This is a genomic window from Anabaena sp. EIM26 (genome assembly GCF_057568715.1).
On record NZ_CM172472.1, the window covers coordinates 1,518,672 to 1,536,285 of the forward strand.

A 17,614-nucleotide genomic window follows, 5' to 3' on the forward strand; every position below is an offset into this window, starting at 1 on the left:
CTTCATATAAATCATCATCTTATGAGAAGTAAATTTTAAGCGATAATTGCTAAAATCGTCACAGCTTTTACACTAGGTTTTGCGTCAAACTTAGATTTAGATGCTATGAAGGCACTACATCAATGAGACACTACTTGCTTCCCGTAGGGTACAAAATATTTTTTCTGGTTACATCAGTTGAATGATGATGTTATTATGAATGTGTAAATACGGTAATGTCGATACCATACTTTAATAGCTATGAAAATAGAGGTAATCGCCATTGAATTGGCAGCCTACATTTTTCCATACTGAATAATTTATTGAATTTACTATGTCCTCAAGTCTTGATTCTTTACCACCAGCACTATCTAAAATTGTTCAACGGTTCCAACGCGCTGCTGAACCAAAGCGGCGTTATGAGCAATTAATCTGGTATGCCCAGAAACTGCCAGAATTTCCTGAAGTTGATAAAAAACCCGAAAATAAAGTTCCTGGTTGTGTGTCACAGGTATATGTGACTGCATCACTGGATGATGGTAAAGTTGTATTCCAAGGCGATTCTGATTCCCAGCTAACAAAGGGATTAGTAGCGCTGTTGATAGAAGGATTAAACGGACTAGCACCAACACAAATTGTCCAATTAACACCTGATTTCATTCAAGCCACAGGTTTAAATGTTAGTCTGACACCCTCCCGCGCTAATGGTTTTTACAATATTTTCAAAACCATGCAGAAAAAAGCTTTGGAATGCAAGTTAGATACATAGGGACTGGGAAGGAATTAATAATTACGTATCCCTAGCGGGAGCGTAGGCACTATTACGAATTAAATCAAGATGTCTACCCATTTATTAACAAAGCCTGCTACTACTGCATTTGGTGGTGAAGTTAAAGAATTCCTCTGGAATTGGGAAAACCAGCAATTGCGGGTAATTTATGAAACTATAGGACAAGGTTCACCACTGTTATTGCTTCCTGCTTTTAGTAGCGTTTCCACACGGGGGGAAGTGGGGGAACTTGCTAAATTACTTGCTTCCCATTTTCAAGTTACCGCTTTTGACTGGCCAGGTTTTGGAGAATCTGACCGACTGAATTTAGATTACAACCCGTCAATATATCAGCAATTTTTAGCAAATTTCGTTAAATCTGTTTTTGATAAAGGAATTAGCGTAGTTGCAGCGGGTCATGCTGCTGGTTATGTCCTACAACTAGCGGTAACGCAGCCAGATATTTTTTTGCAGATTGTGTTGGTAGCACCAACTTGGCGAGGGCCTCTGCCAACAATGGGAGCAAATGCAAATATAGCTGCTATGGTAAGAGGGTTAGTGCGATCGCCCATTATCGGTCAAGCACTCTATAAACTCAATACCACCCCATCTTTTTTAAGTTGGATGTACAGCCGTCATGTTTTCACTGATACAGCAAAACTTACAGCCGACTTCATCATCGAAAAATGGCAGAGTACCCAACAACCAAACGCCAGATTTGCTTCTGCGGCCTTTGTCACCGGCAATATAGATACTATTCATAGTCAAACAGAGTTTTTATCCCTAGTACAGTCTTTATCAGCCCCACTAATGGCTGTAATTGGCGAATCTAGCCCTCCCAAATCACGCCAAGAAATGGACGCATTAGCGGCTTTACCAGGAGTTAGCAGCATTGTTATTCCCGGTTCTTTGGGACTGCATGAAGAATACCCAGCAGCCGTTTTTGAAGCGATATTACCATTCCTACTTAGGACTTGCTGAAAAAGTTATCTGTAATGAATTACAGGGTAAAATTATAGGTTTAGATACTGCACCGCTAATTTATTTTATAGAAGAAAATCCTCATTATTTGCAAGTTACAGATGCGTTTTTTACAGCTATGTATAGGGAAGAGTTTAGCGTTGTCAAGTCGGTTTTAACTGTATCAGAAGTTTTAGTTTATCCTTTACGTGCAGGAAATACAATATTAGCTCAACAATATCGTGATATTCTTTTCAATTCTCAAGGTTTAACAACTATTGAAGTTTTACCAGATATTGCTGAAAATGCAGCTAAATTAAGAGCAGATTACAATTTAAGAACACCGGATGCTATTCAAATGGCTACTGCTGTTTATGGTGGTGCGTCTTTTTTCTTAACTGATGATATACGTTTACCTTCTTTACCAGGGTTAACTGTGTTGGTTTTAAATCAATTGATGAGTTAAGTATTTTGAAATACAGCAAGCGATTCCTACGGAGCGCTTCGCTATCGCACCTCCACATCCCCAAAAGCGATTCCTACGGAGCGCTTCGCTATCGCACCTCCACATCCCCTAACAAGCGATCGCTAGGTTACTTTTCGCTATTGCATTTATTTATGATTTTGTACCTTCCAATAATTTGTTAGACCTTAGTTTTGGTTGTAGTGTAACAACTTTATGTCCGCTTGAGTTTTGCTTTTTTTGCAAGTCCAAAAATATGGCACGCAAATCATAGTTAAAGGACTTAGCGTAGGCTTCTCGAATGTGATGAATTTCTTCTACAATTTCATCTTCCCACATAATTTATCGCTCCATTAATTCGTAAGGTGTACAAATAGTTGGCATTTCATACCCAAAGTCTAAACTGACTTGAGCCAATTTTTTCTGAATTTGTGCGTTAGCAACTAGACGTTTATTAGCTATTTCTGAATCTCCTGCGGCAACTTCATCTAAAACAGCTTGAGAAATGTAAAGATTAAAATCATGACGGCGATTTTCCCACCAGTCTCTCGTAGTTTCCATGTTGGCTGCAATAATTAAATTTTTGGTAAATCTGGCTGTTAAATAGCCAATAACACTGGTTTCTATGTAGACGGTTTCACTCATTATGTTATGTGCTATTGATGGATTTATTGTAACCAACCTAAATCTTTCTTTATCAAAAAGCAATAACTAAGGTACGAAGATCGCACTACCCCAAACCCCTCAGGACTTACGCAAAACAGAACGGAAGTAGGGGTAATTCATGAATTACCCCTACGCAAGAATCAGGTTTTGAGTTCAATCTTGCGTAAGTCCTACCCCTAAAAAGCGATTGCCTTCGGCAGTGCGCTTCGCGCAATCGCACTCCCACATCCCCAAACAGCTATATCTTCCCTTGACAAAATATTTTCATATAATTAACATGAAATTATCAAATAATTTATTGAAATTATGATGTTTAGCCTAAGCGATATTCACCCCTTATCAGAATTTCAGCGAGGAGCAAAGATGTTTATGGATAAGTTAAAAGAAACTAAATCTCCTATTGTGCTGACTGTGAATGGTAAAGCTGCTGCCGTGGTTCAAGATGCTGAAAGTTATCAAAAAATGATTGATAGACTGGAATTACTTGAATCCGTTGCTAAGATACGTCAAAGTATAAATGAGTTTGAACAAGGCGAAGGTATGCCCTTAAATCAAGCATTTGCAGAATTTAAGGAAAAGTATGGCATACCGGATTGAGATTTCACCTAGTGCTATTGCTGATATTGAGAGTATTTTCCTGTGGATAAAAGAGGATTCCCAGGAAAGAGCTTTTCGCTGGGTGAGGGGATGTTATGAAATTATGCTGACGTTGGAAAATTTTCCCCAACGTTGTTCTTCAGCTATAGAAAGTAAGTATATGGGAATTGACGTTAGACAACTTCTTTATCAAAAACAATTTTTGATTTTATTTACAGTTCAAAACCTTGGGGAAGAGGAAGGAATTGTATATATTCATCGTGTGCGTCATGGTTCTCAACAGAGATTGGAAAATATACAGGATTTATTAGGAGATGAGTGATAAAATTTGAGCCTCAATAGCGATCGCATCACCCTTACATTCCCCAAATAGCGATTCCTACGGAGCGCTTCGCTATCGCACCTTCCAAACCTCCAAACAGCGATACCTTCGGTCAGCTTCGCTATCGCACTCCCCACATCTCCAAACGCGATCGCATCCCCACAACCCCAACAAGTGATAGCTTATCTATAGTGTATAGTTAACATCAGCTAAATTGGCTCATAGTAAAAAGTATGTTGCAAGCAATAGAAGGAATTTACAAAGATGGTTAAGTAGAACTTAAAGAATTACCATCTGATATTTCAGAAAGTCTAGTTATTGTGACTTTTTTAAAGTCTGAAAAAAATCACCGCAAAAATAAAATAATGAAGTTTGGTATGTTTTCTGGAAATCAGCAGTCAACGGAAGCAGATTTTGAAATTGCTGAATTTCATGGGGATAGTAACGCACATCCCAAAACAGCGATCGCACCTCCAACATCACCATAACAGCGATTCCTACGGAGCGCTTCGCTATCGCACTTCTCCAAATCCTCAAAACAGCGATACCTTTGTGCTAACGTTTACTGTGTCTATAAAATACTTGACAAAAATTGACAATATTTGCCATAATTAAATTATCAGAAAAATCAACACTTGTTAGTTATGACTACAGTAAATATTTCTCTTCCCGATTCTATGCGGGATTTTATTAATGAACAGGTTGAAAAATGTGGCTACAGTACAACCAGTGAATACATTCGGCACTTGATTCGTCAAGACTTAGAAAAAGTTCAACAATCACGAATAGAAAAATTACTATTGGAAGGATTAGATAGCGGTGAGGCAATTGAAATTACGGATGAATGGTGGGAACAAAAACGCACCCAACTTCTGACAAAAATTGCTAAATCATAGCAATGACTAGACGAATTGTAATTAGACCAAAGGCTAGTGTTGATCTAGATGAACAGTTTGCTTATATTGCACAGAGTAATTTTGATGCAGCATTGAGTTTTTTTGATGCTACTAGACAGACTTTTTCACAAATAGCAAAACTACCTGGTATTGGTAGTATATATGATATTGGAAATCCGCGTTTAGTGGGTTTACGGAAGTGGGTGGTTAAAGGATTTGAAAAGCATCTAATTTTTTATTTGCAAGGGGATGAATATATTGAAATTGTTAGGTTAATTCATGCTGCACGGGATATTTCACAGATATTAGAAGAAGAATAGTTATATTCATCAACTACGCGATTCCTACGGAGCGCTTCGCTATCGCACTCCCTCCAAACCCCAAACAGCGATCTGCTGAAAGCAGCAGCGCTTCGCTATCGCTTAAATTCATCACCAGAATAAAAAATGATAAGATACTAATAAGATTTTATTCATATTAGAAACTTATGAATGTGAGTTTTCCGATCCCAAAAGAACTTGAGTCTTATCTTGAGGTTCAGCTTCAATCTGGCAATTATGCTACTGTAGCGGACTATTTTTTGATGTTGTTGCAGCAAGATCAACGGCGTAAGGATGCTCACGCAAAATTAGCTAGTTTGTTGCAAGAAGGTTTGGACTCAGAAGCAGAACCTGTAACTCCTGAATATTGGCGGGATTTGCGCGGATCAATCTTTGGTGCGGCGCAGTAGTGAGTATGGCTTTTCAGGTAATTGTTCGCAACCGTGCTACTCAAGATATCAGACAACAAGCAAATTATATTTTGGTGAATGGTAATCGGGAATCAGGGGAGAAGTTTTTGGAGTTTGTTGAGTATGCTTTTGCTCAATTGGCGATAACTCCCAATATAATGAACAATAAAAATTGTGATTCTGAATTATTCATATCATAAACTACCAAATCATCCCCAAATTCAAAACAAAATCCTTCAAAAGATCTTCCCCTGAAACCGTCACAGGAGAATCCAAAACCTCAACTTCCTTACCTTGTCTATAAATTTCCACTTGACGAGATTTACGATTAATTAATAAACCTAAACGCACACCATTATCTATATATTCCTTCATTTTGTCCTGTTTAGTCTTCAAACTATCACTAGGAGAAAGTAACTCAATTAAAAAATCAGGACAAATGGGAGGAAACCTTTGTTTTTCTTCCTCAGTTAAAGCATCCCATGTTTCTAACTTTATCCAAGAAGCACCAGGAGAACGAATAGCACCATTTGGTAAAATAAAACCAACATCAGAACCAAAAACTAAACCGGCTCTTCCGTACTTGTTATGCCAAACTATTAATTAAACATCCAAATTTCGTTGAAAAATAAGGCAAAAACCTAAAATCTACGAAAAATCTCTAAAATGTTAATAAATAAGACCTGTATTTGTTATATAGAAAGAGTTTTATGGTTTTCATGAACTAGATTTAGCATACTATGTACGGAAGAGCCACTAAACCTTGTGATTTGTCATCGTTCCAATTTGCTAATTGAGCAGTTAAACCAGCATTAATATTGCTAGATATACCACCCAATAAAGGTTTTAATATCAAACTATGATCAGGATTTCTTTCAAATCTAATTAATTCATTGATTTGGCATAATTCAAAAAATTGATCATCAGTTAATTGAATTGATGGAGGTAGATAGAGAGTAATAAAATCCATATTTCTTCTAAACCAATGTCATAACTTTACTATATTCTTCCTGATGACTTTGCAAAGCATCCCAAACATCAACCTTTTGCTGAAGATTTAACCAAAGTCTATATCCATTACCTAAAGCCTTACCAAGACGAATTGCAATATCTACAGTAATTGATTTTTCACCATTAATAATTTCCTGAATCGTTTGATTGGATATTCCTAAAATTTCTGCAAAATCGTTATAATTAATCTCTAAATTATCTAAAATATCTGCTATGACTTCACCAGGATTTATTGGCCTTACTAATCTATCTTGACTAATATCTTGCAAATTATTCATAATTAATACTCCTTTGATATGCTAACTAACAGCATATTCTGTAAATTGTCTCATAAAAGGAGACTGAAACCCTAAAACAATATCCTCCTTGGGAACTCCCGCAGCTACTAAATTAGCAGCAATATCATCCTCCGTCCCATTCCATTGCAGCCAAATTTTACTACCTTTAATATCAATATGAATGATACAACTATGTACCCAATCTTGACCTTCCCAACCGACATGAACTATTTGATAATGGTCACGTTCTGTATCAAAAATTGTCTCAACTTCTATATTGCCGTAAGCTGGTTTTTGCTTACTATATTCCTGTAATATTTCTTGTATAAGCTCACGATATCTAGTTAATGTATCCATTTAAAAATTACCTCTTGCTCTACATCGTAAACTAGCATTTTTAACTTATTCTCTGATATCATATCTTTGGGAAAATCAAGTTGAAAAAATGTTTTGTAAGTTGTTAAAGGAACTGCTAAATATAAAACACGCTCCGGTTGTAACCTTCTCAATGCACCTCGATAATTAATAAACTGTCCTAATGCTGTATGGAATTCTGAAATAGCAGACGATCTTTCTAAAAAACTTTTGACTTCGACTGCAATCTTTTGTCCTTCCCGTTCTGCGGCTATCAACTTTTCTGCTGCTAAATCAATGGAAAGATTAACTCCTCCTACACTAATTGTAAGTGGGTCATTAGTAACTTGCCAACCATCTTTTTGTAAGGCTATTTTGACAACTTCATGAAAAACATCTTTAGCAGACATACATATCTATCATTATATTGTTTATTCTATAATTACACTAGCACCGATTTTAAACTCACAGTTAAAGCATTCATAGCCATATCCCACAATTACAAAAATTATCACTTTACTCAAATCATAAACCAATCTCTCTCTTTCTCCGCGCCTCTACGCCTCTGCGTGCAAAAAAAATCAAAATATCAAAAATAGGCAGGTATAAAACCTGCCCATTTAACCCTATTCTATACCTTCAATCCGATTCTCAACCTCCTGATACAACTCTCTTAACTTGTCTAAATTCTCCTCACTCGTCTCCCAATAACCGCGACCATTGACTTCCAACAAAGTAGAAACAATCTTGCGGAAAGAATGAGGATTGAGATTCATCAAACGCTTTTGCATTTCCTCGTCTTTGATGAAAGTTTCGTTCGTGTCCTCATAAACCCAGTTATCCACAGCACCCGCAGTTGCACTCCAACCAGTGGTATTAACCAACCGCTTGGAAAGTTCCCGCACACCTTCATAACCGTGAGACAACATCCCCTCATACCATTTGGGATTTAATAACTTAGTCCGCGCATCCAAACGCACAGTTTCCGATAAACTTCTTACCTGTGCATTCGCAGTAGTTGTATCTGCAATGTAAGATGCAGGTTTCTTACCATCTGCACGCAGACTTGCAACTAACTTAGTTGGATCTGAGTCAAAATAGTGGGAAACATCTGTTAAACTGATTTCCGAAGAATCGAGATTTTGGAAAGTTGCATCAGCAGTTTTCAAAGTAGTTTCAAAAATCTCCCGCGACTCATCCATAACCCCAGGATTATCGGAATTGAAAGAGAAAGATTTGCGCTTCAAATACATTTCTTGCAATTCAGCTTCACTATCCCAAGTGCTATTCTCCACCGCTAGGTTAATATTAGAAGAATAAGAACCAGAAGCATTAGAGAAAACGCGAGTTGCAGCTTGACGCAGATTTATGCCCATTTCTTCCGCTTGTTTTAAAGCGTGCTTGCGGACAAAGTTCATTTCCAAAGGTTCATCAGCTTCAGCGGCCATTTTCACACCTTGGTCAAGCAGGTTCATTTGGTTAATGAACAAGTCGCGGAATACACCAGAACAGTTAATTACAACGTCAATTCTGGGTCTTCCCAATTCTTCTAAAGGTATTAATTCCAACTTGTTCACCCGTCCCAAAGCATCGGGAACCGGACGAACTCCCACCATCCACATAATTTGGGCTAGGGATTCACCGTAGGTTTTGATGTTATCTGTACCCCAGAGAACACAGGCAATGGTTTCTGGCCAGTTTCCTTCATTTTCTGACTTGTTCCGTTCCAACAACCTATCAACGACGATTTTCGCAGATTGGACTGCGGCAGAAGTGGGGATAGATTGGGGGTCTAAGGCGTGTATATTTTTACCTGTGGGTAATACGTCAGGATTACGGATTGGATCACCACCGGGGCCAGGGAGGATGTATTCACCGGCTAAACCTTGGAGAAGTCCACCGAGTTCGTTATCTGCACAAACTTGTTTTAAGCAGAATTCCAAATATTCAAACAGGGGTTTTAACGCAGAGGTGTCAACTTTGGTGTAACCTGATTGATGCAGAGATTCTACCCAAGGCTCTTTTTTGCCCATGTTGAAGAAATTCAACTTGGAAACGAGGGAAACTCTACCTTCTGCGTCAATTTGTTCTTGGACTAAAGCTGTGACAGCGGCGCGGGTAGCGAGGGTGATATCTTGTAATAACTGCACATCAGCTAAAATGCCGGCATCGTTACTTCTGTAGATATCTTCAATGTTGCGTCCCAGACTATTAGCGATAATGCTGGGTAGACCGATGATATTATCTTCTTCACGATCTAAACTAGCAATATTGACGAGAGTTGCGATCGCTTCTTCGGCAGTAGGAGGTTTACCAATTACGTGCAGCCCACAAGGTAACAACCGCGATTCAATCTCCATCAACCGGCGATAAACGCTACCAACAATATTATCCCGTTCTTCCGGGGTCATATCCTTAGAATCGGTTTCTGGTAACTCAATATCTTTGTCTAAGTTGACAATGCGGCATTTATCCATGATGGAATTGACAATGGAAACACCGCGTCCAGTGTCTTTCAAAGTTTGGTAAGAAGCAATTAACTCGCTGAGTTCCTTCAAACCTTTGTATAAACCAGCATTTTCCGCAGGTGGTGTCAGGTAAGAAATTGTTTCTGCATAACTGCGACGTTTAGCAATTGTAGCTTCACTGGGGTTATTAGCTGCGTAATAATACAGGTTAGGAATTGAGCCAATTAGTTGATCTGGGTAACAATCACCAGACATTCCCATTTGCTTACCAGGCATGAATTCCAATGAGCCATGTGTGCCAAAGTGTAACACAGCATCAGCACCCCAAATTTTTTCTAAGTAGGTGTAATAAGCTGCAAAACCGTGGTGAGGACTAGCAGAACGGGAGAATAACAACCGCATGGGGTCGCCTTCATAACCAAATGTTGGTTGGACTCCAATGAAGACATTACCAAACTGCTTTCCGTAGATTAACAGATTTTGTCCGTCGCTGTTTAAGTTTCCGGGAGGTGGTCCCCAGTTTTCTTCTAAGCGTTGGGAGTATGGTGTCAGTGCTTCATATTCTGGCACAGACATTTTGTAAGCAATGTTGAGTTCGGGACTGTTGTATTGTGCTTGTGCGTCGTGGATGACTTGTTCTAGCAATTCTTGCGCTGTTTCGGGAATATCCTGCACGTCGTAACCGTTGTTTCTCAGTCCTTTCATGACTTCATGGATAGAACCGAATACGTCTAAGTATGCGGCTGTTCCCACGTTACCTTTATCAGGTGGGAAACTGAAAACGGTAATAGCAACTTTTTTGGTTAATTTGGGTTTGCTGCGGAGATTTGCCCATTTTAACGCCCGTTGCGCTACGATTTCAACTCGATCTTGTAAAGCGATCGCTTTCCCGGTTGTCCCATCTTTACCTGATAAGATAATCGGCTCAATTGCCCCATCAAGTTCAGGTATAGCAATCTGCAAAGCCACTTGAATGGGATGTAACCCCAAATCGCTATCTAGCCATTCTTCCGTGGTTTGGAAGACCAAAGGCAACGCCACCATGTAAGGACGATTTAACCGTTTCAATGCTTCAATAGCTTTCGGATGATCTTGTCTAGCGGGGCCACCCACTAAAGCAAAACCAGTTAAAGATACCACCGCATCTACTAATTGTAAGTTTGTTGTAGGTTCATAGAAATAAGCTTCTATTGGTTTAGAGAAATCCAAACCACCAGCAAATACAGGCAGAACTCTTGCCCCTAGTGATTCCAATTCCTGAACAATTGCCACATAATGGGCATCATCACCAGTAACTAGGTGAGTTCGTTGCAATACCAAACCTACACATGGTGCGAGAGGATCTTTGAGGTTTTTGGAGATGTCTTTGCGGGCAGAATACCAGTTCAGATATTCTCGCACATCCTCGAACATACTCGGCGCTAAGGGATGCCAAATCCCCATATCGGGATAAACAACGGGTGCTTGATAGTCAGCAGCAACGAAGTTTTGTCTGTCTTCACCTTTTAATACGTATTTATCAGCCAGCATCAGCAAGAAGTTTTCCAGGTTTTCTGCTGAACCACCTAGCCAATACTGAAAACTCAGCATGAAGTTACGCGCGTCTTGTGCTTTTTCCATAGGTAGGAATTTCAGCACTTGGGGTAGTGTCCGCAACAGCTTCAACATTCCATCTTGAAAACCAGCGCCAGATTTCTCTTTACGCTTCTTCATGAAGTTGGCAATGACGCTCTTAGATTGTCCTAACTGCGCTAAGGAGAAGCTACCCATTTTGTTAAGGCGCATTACCTCTGGCATGGAGGGGAAGACAACGGAAACATCTAAGTGATCACGATACGGTTCAACAGCCGCAACTACCTTCTGTGCTAAGTCTTCAATAAAAATCAGAGAAGCAATGAATATATTAGCACTAGCTATATCGCGTTTCAACTCCTCATAGTTTTCAGAGTTGCGGAGTTCTTCAATCAAGTAACCACTAATTTCAATCGCTACACTGGGATGATTAGCATTAATTGCCCGTACCGCTTCTGATAATGAACTCTGGTATTGGGACTCAAGTACAACATAAACCACCTTGATTAAGTTACGTCCCCGTAAATCGTCAGGTGCAATATGTCTAATAGTGGACTTGACTTGGGTAAACATTCAAATAAGCTCCTTTCAAGCGTGTTCTCCGAAATTCATCACGGCTAATGTCACCGCTTGTAACTTCAATTATTTTCGGCAATAAGAGTTTTTTATCAGAAAACTCCCATTCTGTGGGGATTTTGTCCTATATCTGACACAAAATGATATAGAAAACGTGATTATTTTTAATGAATCTTAACAAATAACTAAGATTCCCTCAGGTTTTTGTAAATTCTGTTTACATTGATATTATGTTGTTTAACTATATAGTTAATTAGTGTAAATAAAAATAGTATGAATTTGTACTTAAACTAACCACAGAGGCACTGAGAAAACAGAGAAAAGAGGTTGTGCTAGAGTTTTATGTACATTTTTAGATTTTCTCTGTTAGAGAACTCGACAAAAAAAGGATATGACCATGAATGCTTTAACTGTCAATTTAAAATCAGTAATAGAAATGACTGATGAGCAGTTTTTTCAGCTATGTCAAAACAACCGGGAATTGAGATTTGAAAGAAATGCCAATGGAGAATTAATAATTATGCCACCAACGGGAGGAGAAACAGGAAATCGTAATGGAAGAATCACTCAACAATTAATGAATTGGACTGATGCTGATGGTACTGGCATTGCTTTTGATTCTTCTACTTGTTTTAAGTTACCAAATGGTGCAGATCGTTCTCCTGATGCTTCTTGGATAAAGTCAGGGTAAGCTCATCTAATTTGGTATAGTATGAACTTGACAAAATGACTAAGATAAGCATAAGCAAAGGGATAAAAAATACACTTGACAGCAGAGCAAAAGACATGGGATGAAAGCAATGCAATCGCTCTGAAAACACCGGGAAAGAAACTTTATGTCGGCAGGATTTGAAACTAAATCAAGTGATTCCAAGAAGAGAAATTGCCGTCAGTCAAAGCCAGTACAGGTGGCATCCATAGAAGCAATTCAAAAGAGTTTAGTCGAGAATTTTGGAGACATCAAAGACCCAAGAGTAGAGCGAACAAAGAAACATCAACTTACAGATATCCTGGTGATTGCAATTCTGGCAGTGATAGGAGGAGCGCAAGGATGGGAAGACATAGAGAACTACGGCATCAGCAAGCAGGAGTGGTTGGAAGAGTTTTTAGAACTACCAAATGGCATCCCCTCAGATGACACATTCCGAAGGGTATTTGAGTTCATTAACCCTGAAGAATTAAATCGTTGTTTCAGCAGATGGATAGAAAGCCTAGTCACAAACATGGGAGGAGAGATAATTCCCATAGATGGGAAGACCATTAGGGGTTCTTACAACCGAAATCAAGGGAAATCAGCACTGCACGTTGTTAGTGCCTGGGCAAGTGAACAGAATTTGGTCTTGGCACAGATGAAAGTGGAAGATAAATCCAATGAGATTACAGCAATTCCGGCATTATTAGAATTATTGGATATGACAGGAGCTATTATCACTATTGATGCAATGGGGACTCAAACTGAGATTGCCAAAAAGATTATTGATAAAAAAGCAGATTATGTTTTAGCACTCAAGGCAAATCATCCAACTCTCTATAATCAGGTAAAACAATGGTTTGAAACATCATCTACACAGGATTTTCAAGGCATTGATGTCAGTTACGATCACCGCATTGAGAAAGGACATCACCGCACGGAAATCCGTCAAGTTTGGTCTGTTCCTATTTCGGCTGTTGGTGAACTTTACCAACCCAAAATCTGGGCTGGACTTCAAACTGTAGTCATGGTTGTTCGGGAGCGTCGTCTTTGGAATAAAACTACTCGTGAAGTTCAATTTTATCTCTCTTCTTTACCCAGTGATGCTCAACTTTTAGGTCGGGCTATCCGTAAACACTGGGGGATTGAAAACCAAGCTCATTGGACTCTTGATTGCACTTTTGCTGAGGATTCCTGCCGTATTCGCTCTTTCCATAGTCCCCGTAATTTTGCTCTTTTACGGCGCATTGCTCTCAATGCTCTCAATCGCGAACAAACTTACAAACGTAGTCTCCGCCAAAAAATGAAACGCACTGGTATGGACAACAATTACATGATTCAAGTTCTCAGTTGTTGTTTTCTTGACTCTACATTAGATTCCTCACATCCCTTATGTCAAGCCTAATTGAGATGCTCTTACCCTGGCGTCAAATAGAGAAGGGAAAAAACAATGAAAGAGTCAAAAGAGGTCATGAAAATCCTAGATATAGACCATTTAGGAATAGTAGCGGGAATAATAGACGAGATGGAATTGGTAGAAGAAGTGAATAAAATGGTGGGAATAAAAACAAAAGAAATTCTCACACCAGGACAAGTAGTAAAAGCAATGATCTTAAATGGATTAGGCTTTTTAAGCGCCCCATTATATCTATTTGGGGAATTTTTTGTAGGAAAAGCAACAGAACATTTAATAGGAGAAGGAGTATTGCCAGAGCATTTAAATGACGATAAACTAGGAAGAGAACTAGACAAATATCATCAAATAGGAACAACAAAAATATTTACAGCAGTAGCCATAAAATCAGCCCATAAATTCCAAGTAGAAAGCAAGAGTATTCATTTAGATGGAACATCAATGAGTGTAGAAGGAGAGTACAAAAAAGAAATCGAAGAAATAGACGAAACAAAGCAAGAAACAGGAGAAAATAAATTAGAGATAGAAGCAGAGATGAAAGCAATAGAAATAGTGCATGGATACTCAAGAGATAAAAGACCAGACCTCAAACAATTTATCATAGACATGATAGTAACAGGAGATGGAGACATCCCCTTATATTTAAAAGTAGATTCAGGAAATGTAGATGATAAAAGTGTATTTGTAGAAAGATTAAAAGAATTTAAAAAACAATGGACATTTGAGGGAATATGTGTAGCATATAGTGCCTTATATACAGCAGAAAACTTAGCAGCAATGAGAGAAATAAAATGGATAACAAGAGTACCATTAAGTATCAAAGAAGCAAAAAATAAAATCGTAGGCATAAAAGAATTGGAATGGAAAGATAGTCAAATATCAGGGTATAAAATAGCAGCTAAAGAATCAGAATATGGAGGGATAAAACAAAGATGGGTAATCGTCGAAAGTGAAATAAGAAAAAAATCAAGTATCCAACAAGTAGAAAAACAAGTAAAAAAACAGGAATCAAAAGCAAAAGCCTTACTTAGTAAACTATCCAGGCAAGAGTTTGCTTGTCAGCCAGATGCTAAAATAGCAATAGAAAAGTTATCAAAATCCTGGAAATATCACCAAATAAAAGAAATTGAGTACATAGAGAAACCAGAATATAAAACAGCAGGTAGACCAAGTAAATTGACCGAACCAAGTCAAATAAAATATCAAGTTAAAGGTCAAATAGAAATAAGAGAAGAAGTAATAGAAGCTGAAAAAATTAAGGCAGGTAGATTTATATTAGCAACGAATATCTTAGATAACAATGAATTGAGTGATGAGCAGGTATTAGAGGAATATAAAGCCCAACAATCCAACGAGAGAGGATTTAGATTTTTAAAAGACCCGTTGTTTTTTACATCAAGTGTATTTGTCAAAACCCCGGAAAGAGTAGAAGCAATAGCAATGATAATGGGATTGTGTTTGTTGGTCTATAACCTCGCACAAAGAAAGTTAAGACAAGAATTAGCTAAATTCGATGATGGGATTAGAAATCAAGTTAATAAAATCACAAATAAACCGACAATGAGGTGGGTATTTCAGATGTTTCAGGCTGTACATTTGGTAATTATAAATGGACAGAAACAAATGAGCAATTTAACAGAGGAACGTGAAAAGATTGTTAGATACTTAGGAAAGAGTTGTAGTAAATATTATCTAATTACTTGATGTGGTTTATTTGACCGAAAAAGATGCAGATAGTTCAAGGGTAAAATTAGTAAATATAAATTTTTAGCGAAGATGTAAATATTCTTGGCTGTAATTGTCATGTTTATTTTACCCGAAATTACTAATTTAATATAGAGAGAGAAGATATTTTAAAACCTCATAAAATGAAGTTACTTAATATGCTCTATTTTTTGGCAAACAAAGTTAAACTCAACCAGAAAAATTAGGCAGATAAAATTTTCCTGGCTGGAATTTTTCAAAAATATCAATAATCTAAGTCACATCTGCGGAATGTGGGATAGAAGATAAAGCAGCCACAAAATTAGGTTAGTAATGAGTAGAGATCATTATTAGTCTATGCTTTGAATGTAGATTCTTGTTGCTTTTTACGCTTCAGGACAGAACCAATAGCAAAAGCTCCAATTCCTAATAAACCAACTATTGAAGCAGGTTCAGGGACTGAAGTCGGTGTCGCGGCTACTGGAATACGGAATACTAACCATTCCTGATGGTTGAATCCCGGTGTGGTTGGATCAGGATCACCGTTGCTGCTGTACCAAACCCACTTGGCTGCCGCGTCGATGTTGGGACGAATCCCCCAAGGTGTTGATCCATTGGCAGGACCTGCGGTCAGTGTAGTCCATCCATTGGAGGGATTGCCCCCACCGTTGGCATCAAGGATCTCGTTCGTCAGCAAACTCAAATCAGCCACGCTTCCCGAATACGGAGCGTTGCTACCCAATCCAGTAGCCATCACTTGCCATTGCGGATCGTTACTGTAGAATTTGTATCCGGTGTCAAGATTCTCGAACTGACCGAGAAATCCTTGTGCAACCGCGAGATCGGAGGCAGTAACGATATAAAGGTACTGGTTGGACGGCAGATTGAAGTTGTAGGTTTCCGTGGTTGTCCAATCGTAATCGCTACCGACGAAGTTTGTTGCCGCTGTTTGTGTGCCGTAGAATAGCGCGTAGGAGTTATCCACGGTCATGTTGACTTTGATGTTCGCTGCCTGTGCCGGAAGGCTCAAAGCTCCTAGCGCTGTGGTAGCGGTAATGGCAATAGAAAACTGTTTTAGTATTGTGGAGATTGACATAAAACTAATTTCTTTACAAAGTATTCATCTTGATGAGAATATGAGAAGAATCACTAATTTTGCCAGTGCTATATGATTCATTTCTCAGTAGATTCACTCTAACATACCTTTTTGTATGTGAGAAAGATTTTTACCGAAAAGTAAGTTTGGTAATATGATGATCAATTTGTTGAGTTTCACTGCGTTCTACCCAACCTACAGTTTGTATGGTTCGTTGGTAATTTGTAGGTTATTGGTGGGATGTTTAAATTTTAATTGTCTGAATCAGGATACCCAGGATTTGAGGATGTACAGGATTATTATTGATGAATTGTCTGTGAAGATTTGAAGATTATAAAATCCAATTACAGTAATAGTGAAAAACTAACAGCGGATAATTTAATTGATAACTTATCTATCATCCCAAAATCTCTATATTTTATAGAAAATAAAACAACCACATCCTGAAAATCTTCTAATCCTGGATATCCTGATTCAGACAAAAAAATCCTGAAATCCCCATAGAAAATAAAACAACCACATCCTGAAAATCTTCTAATCCTGGATATCCTGATTCAGAGAATTTATCCCTGATATCTAGGATTAAAAACCTTCTTATATTCTAACTTCAACGCACCAAAATTAATCAATAATCCCACAGGAAAATTATAAGCTAACAAATAATTTTTCGCTTGTGCTAAATGAACATTTTCTAAATTAATTATCGCTTTTAACTCCACCACAACCTGATTCTCAACTATAAAATCTGCCCTTCGTGTTCCGACTTCAATTCCCTCATAATAAATTATTTGTTCTACCTCTCTTCCAAAACTTAAACCTGATTTTTTAAGTTCAATTTCCATACATCTTTGATAAATAACCTCCTGAAAACCATTTCCCAAATTTCTGTGTATTTTCATTGCACAGCCATTGATTATATATGTAATTTCGTCTAATTTTAGATTTTGGGTATTAGGTGTTTGCATGAAATTACAGGATTGTGGTTTTTAGATGATTGGTGGGATGATTAAATTGTGATTGTCAGAATCAGGATATCCAGGATTTGAGGATTAACAGGATTGCTATTGA

At 38.1% G+C, this 17,614-nt stretch carries 21 protein-coding genes and 2 pseudogenes; 13 read left to right on the top strand and 10 right to left on the bottom strand.

The genetic code is table 11. The features are described 5' to 3' along the window. Nucleotides 1-313: 313 nt before the first annotated feature. The 3 genes from AC012T_RS06415 to AC012T_RS06425 all read left to right on the top strand — a co-directional run bounded on the left by AC012T_RS06415 (nucleotide 314) and on the right by AC012T_RS06425 (nucleotide 2,174). Nucleotides 314-748: a SufE family protein gene (locus AC012T_RS06415; RefSeq protein ID WP_487064106.1), complete on the top strand. Its 435-nt coding sequence runs from the start codon at nucleotides 314-316 to the stop codon at nucleotides 746-748. Nucleotides 749-817: 69 nt separating this feature from the next. After that, on the top strand, nucleotides 818-1,729 hold the full coding sequence (locus AC012T_RS06420; RefSeq protein WP_487064108.1) for an alpha/beta fold hydrolase: 912 nt from the start codon (nucleotides 818-820) through the stop codon (nucleotides 1,727-1,729). Continuing rightward, the gene (locus AC012T_RS06425) at nucleotides 1,668-2,174 is read left to right on the top strand and encodes a type II toxin-antitoxin system VapC family toxin (RefSeq protein ID WP_487064110.1); all 507 of its coding nucleotides are present in this window, start codon (nucleotides 1,668-1,670) and stop codon (nucleotides 2,172-2,174) included. Before AC012T_RS06420 ends, AC012T_RS06425 begins: the two co-directional genes overlap by 62 nt. Before the next feature lie 150 nt (nucleotides 2,175-2,324). On the opposite strand, the gene AC012T_RS06430 is transcribed toward AC012T_RS06425, so the two are convergent. Next, nucleotides 2,325-2,510 (bottom strand): hypothetical protein, encoded by a 186-nt coding sequence (locus tag AC012T_RS06430; RefSeq protein WP_190370536.1) that lies wholly within the window; start codon nucleotides 2,508-2,510, stop codon nucleotides 2,325-2,327. Between the two features lie 3 nt (nucleotides 2,511-2,513). Beyond that, the gene (locus tag AC012T_RS06435) at nucleotides 2,514-2,816 is read right to left on the bottom strand and encodes a PIN domain-containing protein (RefSeq protein WP_487064112.1); all 303 of its coding nucleotides are present in this window, start codon (nucleotides 2,814-2,816) and stop codon (nucleotides 2,514-2,516) included. 327 nt (nucleotides 2,817-3,143) lie between these two features. On the opposite strand from AC012T_RS06435, the gene AC012T_RS06440 reads away from it, so the two are divergent. The 7 genes from AC012T_RS06440 (at nucleotide 3,144) to AC012T_RS06470 (ending at nucleotide 5,582) form a co-directional block, all read left to right on the top strand. Further along, nucleotides 3,144-3,434 (top strand): type II toxin-antitoxin system Phd/YefM family antitoxin, encoded by a 291-nt coding sequence (locus AC012T_RS06440; protein ID WP_487064114.1) that lies wholly within the window; start codon nucleotides 3,144-3,146, stop codon nucleotides 3,432-3,434. Further along, on the top strand, nucleotides 3,418-3,756 hold the full coding sequence (locus tag AC012T_RS06445; RefSeq protein WP_487064116.1) for a type II toxin-antitoxin system RelE/ParE family toxin: 339 nt from the start codon (nucleotides 3,418-3,420) through the stop codon (nucleotides 3,754-3,756). Before AC012T_RS06440 ends, AC012T_RS06445 begins: the two co-directional genes overlap by 17 nt. A 365-nt stretch (nucleotides 3,757-4,121) precedes the next feature. Next, on the top strand, nucleotides 4,122-4,244 hold the full coding sequence (locus AC012T_RS06450) for a hypothetical protein (RefSeq protein ID WP_487064118.1): 123 nt from the start codon (nucleotides 4,122-4,124) through the stop codon (nucleotides 4,242-4,244). 156 nt (nucleotides 4,245-4,400) lie between these two features. Next, nucleotides 4,401-4,652, top strand: a complete 252-nt coding sequence (locus tag AC012T_RS06455; RefSeq protein ID WP_487064120.1) for a type II toxin-antitoxin system ParD family antitoxin — start codon at nucleotides 4,401-4,403, stop codon at nucleotides 4,650-4,652. Between the two features lie 2 nt (nucleotides 4,653-4,654). Then, entirely contained in the window at nucleotides 4,655-4,972 is a 318-nt protein-coding gene (locus AC012T_RS06460; RefSeq protein ID WP_487064122.1) for a type II toxin-antitoxin system RelE/ParE family toxin, read from the top strand. Nucleotides 4,973-5,145: 173 nt separating this feature from the next. Further along, on the top strand, nucleotides 5,146-5,382 hold the full coding sequence (locus AC012T_RS06465) for a ribbon-helix-helix domain-containing protein (RefSeq protein ID WP_487064124.1): 237 nt from the start codon (nucleotides 5,146-5,148) through the stop codon (nucleotides 5,380-5,382). A 5-nt stretch (nucleotides 5,383-5,387) separates the two neighbouring features. Then, a complete protein-coding gene (locus AC012T_RS06470) occupies nucleotides 5,388-5,582 on the top strand; it encodes a hypothetical protein (protein ID WP_487064126.1) in 195 nt (64 codons plus the stop codon). Nucleotide 5,583: 1 nt separating this feature from the next. Here AC012T_RS06470 and AC012T_RS06475 read toward each other — a convergent pair. The 6 genes and pseudogenes from AC012T_RS06475 to AC012T_RS06500 form a co-directional block, all read right to left on the bottom strand. Then, a pseudogene (locus tag AC012T_RS06475) lies at nucleotides 5,584-5,928 on the bottom strand (Uma2 family endonuclease); the annotation flags it as partial. 184 nt (nucleotides 5,929-6,112) lie between these two features. After that, nucleotides 6,113-6,352, bottom strand: a complete 240-nt coding sequence (locus AC012T_RS06480; protein ID WP_487064128.1) for a hypothetical protein — start codon at nucleotides 6,350-6,352, stop codon at nucleotides 6,113-6,115. Nucleotides 6,353-6,359: 7 nt separating this feature from the next. After that, nucleotides 6,360-6,671: a HigA family addiction module antitoxin gene (locus AC012T_RS06485; RefSeq protein WP_487064130.1), complete on the bottom strand. Its 312-nt coding sequence runs from the start codon at nucleotides 6,669-6,671 to the stop codon at nucleotides 6,360-6,362. 21 nt (nucleotides 6,672-6,692) lie between these two features. Continuing rightward, nucleotides 6,693-7,028: an element excision factor XisI family protein gene (locus tag AC012T_RS06490; RefSeq protein ID WP_487064132.1), complete on the bottom strand. Its 336-nt coding sequence runs from the start codon at nucleotides 7,026-7,028 to the stop codon at nucleotides 6,693-6,695. Continuing rightward, entirely contained in the window at nucleotides 7,016-7,435 is a 420-nt protein-coding gene (locus tag AC012T_RS06495) for a XisH family protein (protein WP_487064134.1), read from the bottom strand. Before AC012T_RS06495 ends, AC012T_RS06490 begins: the two co-directional genes overlap by 13 nt. 216 nt (nucleotides 7,436-7,651) lie before the next feature. After that, the gene (locus AC012T_RS06500) at nucleotides 7,652-11,638 is read right to left on the bottom strand and encodes a magnesium chelatase subunit H (protein ID WP_487064136.1); all 3,987 of its coding nucleotides are present in this window, start codon (nucleotides 11,636-11,638) and stop codon (nucleotides 7,652-7,654) included. Nucleotides 11,639-12,038: 400 nt separating this feature from the next. On the opposite strand from AC012T_RS06500, the pseudogene AC012T_RS06505 reads away from it, so the two are divergent. The 3 genes and pseudogenes from AC012T_RS06505 to AC012T_RS06515 all read left to right on the top strand — a co-directional run. After that, a pseudogene (locus tag AC012T_RS06505) lies at nucleotides 12,039-12,323 on the top strand (Uma2 family endonuclease); the annotation flags it as partial. A gap of 154 nt (nucleotides 12,324-12,477) precedes the next feature. Continuing rightward, entirely contained in the window at nucleotides 12,478-13,737 is a 1,260-nt protein-coding gene (locus AC012T_RS06510; protein WP_487059489.1) for an ISAs1 family transposase, read from the top strand. Between the two features lie 45 nt (nucleotides 13,738-13,782). Then, nucleotides 13,783-15,450, top strand: a complete 1,668-nt coding sequence (locus tag AC012T_RS06515; RefSeq protein WP_487059307.1) for an IS1634 family transposase — start codon at nucleotides 13,783-13,785, stop codon at nucleotides 15,448-15,450. A 355-nt stretch (nucleotides 15,451-15,805) separates the two neighbouring features. Here the strand turns inward: AC012T_RS06515 and AC012T_RS06520 are convergent, their stop codons facing one another. Then, nucleotides 15,806-16,546: a PEP-CTERM sorting domain-containing protein gene (locus AC012T_RS06520; RefSeq protein WP_487064138.1), complete on the bottom strand. Its 741-nt coding sequence runs from the start codon at nucleotides 16,544-16,546 to the stop codon at nucleotides 15,806-15,808. Nucleotides 16,547-17,109: 563 nt separating this feature from the next. Next, on the bottom strand, nucleotides 17,110-17,511 hold the full coding sequence (locus AC012T_RS06525) for a GxxExxY protein (RefSeq protein ID WP_487064140.1): 402 nt from the start codon (nucleotides 17,509-17,511) through the stop codon (nucleotides 17,110-17,112). Nucleotides 17,512-17,614: the final 103 nt, after the last annotated feature.

Coding starts and splice junctions, on each gene's coding strand:
- AC012T_RS06415 (WP_487064106.1), top strand. CDS start 314: ATGTCCTCAAGTCTTGATTCTTTACCACCAGCACTATCTAAAATTGTT.
- AC012T_RS06420 (WP_487064108.1), top strand. CDS start 818: ATGTCTACCCATTTATTAACAAAGCCTGCTACTACTGCATTTGGTGGT.
- AC012T_RS06425 (WP_487064110.1), top strand. CDS start 1,668: ATGAAGAATACCCAGCAGCCGTTTTTGAAGCGATATTACCATTCCTAC.
- AC012T_RS06430 (WP_190370536.1), bottom strand. CDS start 2,510: ATGTGGGAAGATGAAATTGTAGAAGAAATTCATCACATTCGAGAAGCC.
- AC012T_RS06435 (WP_487064112.1), bottom strand. CDS start 2,816: ATGAGTGAAACCGTCTACATAGAAACCAGTGTTATTGGCTATTTAACA.
- AC012T_RS06440 (WP_487064114.1), top strand. CDS start 3,144: ATGATGTTTAGCCTAAGCGATATTCACCCCTTATCAGAATTTCAGCGA.
- AC012T_RS06445 (WP_487064116.1), top strand. CDS start 3,418: ATGGCATACCGGATTGAGATTTCACCTAGTGCTATTGCTGATATTGAG.
- AC012T_RS06450 (WP_487064118.1), top strand. CDS start 4,122: ATGAAGTTTGGTATGTTTTCTGGAAATCAGCAGTCAACGGAAGCAGAT.
- AC012T_RS06455 (WP_487064120.1), top strand. CDS start 4,401: ATGACTACAGTAAATATTTCTCTTCCCGATTCTATGCGGGATTTTATT.
- AC012T_RS06460 (WP_487064122.1), top strand. CDS start 4,655: ATGACTAGACGAATTGTAATTAGACCAAAGGCTAGTGTTGATCTAGAT.
- AC012T_RS06470 (WP_487064126.1), top strand. CDS start 5,388: ATGGCTTTTCAGGTAATTGTTCGCAACCGTGCTACTCAAGATATCAGA.
- AC012T_RS06480 (WP_487064128.1), bottom strand. CDS start 6,352: ATGGATTTTATTACTCTCTATCTACCTCCATCAATTCAATTAACTGAT.
- AC012T_RS06485 (WP_487064130.1), bottom strand. CDS start 6,671: ATGAATAATTTGCAAGATATTAGTCAAGATAGATTAGTAAGGCCAATA.
- AC012T_RS06490 (WP_487064132.1), bottom strand. CDS start 7,028: ATGGATACATTAACTAGATATCGTGAGCTTATACAAGAAATATTACAG.
- AC012T_RS06495 (WP_487064134.1), bottom strand. CDS start 7,435: ATGTCTGCTAAAGATGTTTTTCATGAAGTTGTCAAAATAGCCTTACAA.
- AC012T_RS06500 (WP_487064136.1), bottom strand. CDS start 11,638: ATGTTTACCCAAGTCAAGTCCACTATTAGACATATTGCACCTGACGAT.
- AC012T_RS06510 (WP_487059489.1), top strand. CDS start 12,478: ATGTCGGCAGGATTTGAAACTAAATCAAGTGATTCCAAGAAGAGAAAT.
- AC012T_RS06515 (WP_487059307.1), top strand. CDS start 13,783: ATGAAAGAGTCAAAAGAGGTCATGAAAATCCTAGATATAGACCATTTA.
- AC012T_RS06520 (WP_487064138.1), bottom strand. CDS start 16,546: ATGTCAATCTCCACAATACTAAAACAGTTTTCTATTGCCATTACCGCT.
- AC012T_RS06525 (WP_487064140.1), bottom strand. CDS start 17,511: ATGCAAACACCTAATACCCAAAATCTAAAATTAGACGAAATTACATAT.